We start from the raw sequence: 1606 nt of genomic DNA, 5'->3' as shown, positions 1-1606 counted from the left end.
CGTCGCCTCGTCGCGCGCCGCCTCGAGGGTCTCGGGGGACAGCGCGGAGACCTGCTTCGGGTCGAACGAGTCGTTGGTTCCGGACATCGCGGGTGGCTGCTGCTCCTGCTCAGGGACGGGTGGGTGTCGAGTCTATCGAGGGGGTCCGACGGTCTCCTGCCCCGATGGTCGAGCTCCGCTGCGCTTCGTCTCCTGCGCCCGCACCGAGGCGTACAGGCAGACCGCGGCCGCCGTCGCGAGGTTGAGGCTCTCGGCCCGCCCGCGGATCGGGACCCGGACGCGGGCGTCGGCGGCGGCGGCCAGGTCGTCGGGCACGCCGTGCGCCTCGCTGCCCAGCACCCAGGCGGTGGGGCCGGCGAGCAGGTGGTCGGTCGCCGGGCCGAGCTCGGTCTCGCCGTCGCCGTCGGCGACCACCACGCCCAGCCCGGCGGCCCGCAGCGTCGCGAGGGCGGCGTCGGTCGAGCGCTCGCGCAGGACCGGCAGGTGGAACAGGCTCCCCATGCTCGCGCGCACCGACTTCGGGTTGTACGGGTCGACGGCGTCGCCGGTGAGCAGTACGGCGTCGGCGCCCGCGGCGTCGGCGGTGCGGATGACGGTGCCCGCGTTGCCGGGATCGGCGACCCCGGCGAGGACGGCGACGAGGCGGGCCCCGTGCAGGGCCCGGGCGGTGTCGGGGTCGTCGCGGCGGCACACCAGGACCAGCCCCTGCGGGTGCACGGTGTCGGTGAGGCTGGCGACCGCCTTGTCCGTGACGAGTGCGGTGCGGACGCCGGCCGCCCGGGCGCGGATCAACAGATCGCGCTCACGGTCGGCCATGGCGTCGGTGACGAAGAGGTCGACGACGGCGCCCGGATCGGTCTCGGCCCGGGCGACCGCGTCGTACGCGGGCCGCACCCCCTCGACGAGGAAGCGGCCGGTGTCCTCGCGCGCCGCGCGCCGCAGCAGCTTGCGGGCTGCCGCGACGCGCGGGGTGCGCTCGGTGAGCACATCGGAGTGCTCGTTCAGGCGGCGGCCCCGTCTTCGCCGGACGCCTCGGCGCCCTTCGGCACGTCGGCGACGGCGGCCTTGGCCGTCTCGACCAGCGCCGTGAAGGCCGCGGCGTCGGACACCGCGATCTCGGCGAGGTTCTTGCGGTCGATCTCGACGCCGGCGAGCTTGAGGCCCTGCATGAACCGGTTGTAGGTCATGTCGTTGGCCCGGGCCGCGGCGTTGATGCGGGTGATCCAGAGCTGCCGGAAGTCGCCCTTGCGCTGCTTGCGGTCGCGGTAGGCGTAGGTCAGCGAGTGGAGCTGCTGCTCCTTGGCCTTGCGGTAGAGCCGCGAGCGCTGCCCGCGGTAGCCACTGGCGGCCTCGAGAACCGTACGGCGCTTCTTCTGGGCGTTGACTGCGCGCTTGACGCGTGCCACGTCGTCCTGCCTTTGAGGGTGTCGGGGACGGTCACCGGTTCGTCACGGCGACCCTGGCTGGGGGCTGTCAGATGCCGAGCATCTTGCGCAGGCGCTTGGTGTCCTGCGGCGCGACCTCGACCTGGCCGGCGAGCCGACGGGTCTTCTCGCTGGACTTCTTCTCCAGCAGGTGGCGCTTGCCGGCCTTCTCGCGCAGCAGC

At 73.8% G+C, this 1606-nt stretch carries 3 protein-coding genes; all 3 read right to left on the bottom strand.

Going from position 1 to position 1606, the window contains the following annotated elements; translation table 11 throughout:
• Nucleotides 1-132: 132 nt before the first annotated feature.
• Nucleotides 133-987 (bottom strand): TrmH family RNA methyltransferase, encoded by an 855-nt coding sequence (locus tag AC0CYZ_RS04075; RefSeq protein WP_472212592.1) that lies wholly within the window; start codon nucleotides 985-987, stop codon nucleotides 133-135.
• 14 nt (nucleotides 988-1001) lie between these two features.
• Nucleotides 1002-1406 (bottom strand): 50S ribosomal protein L20, encoded by a 405-nt coding sequence (rplT, locus tag AC0CYZ_RS04070; protein ID WP_472212590.1) that lies wholly within the window; start codon nucleotides 1404-1406, stop codon nucleotides 1002-1004.
• Nucleotides 1407-1473: 67 nt separating this feature from the next.
• A complete protein-coding gene (locus AC0CYZ_RS04065; RefSeq protein WP_472212594.1) occupies nucleotides 1474-1602 on the bottom strand; it encodes a large ribosomal subunit protein bL35 in 129 nt (42 codons plus the stop codon).
• Nucleotides 1603-1606 lie beyond the last annotated feature (4 nt).

The sequence above is a fragment of the Actinomycetospora sp. genome, from assembly GCF_055612215.1.
Note: the sequence above shows the minus strand (reverse complement) of the source record. Positions and strands in the feature narration are given on the sequence as shown.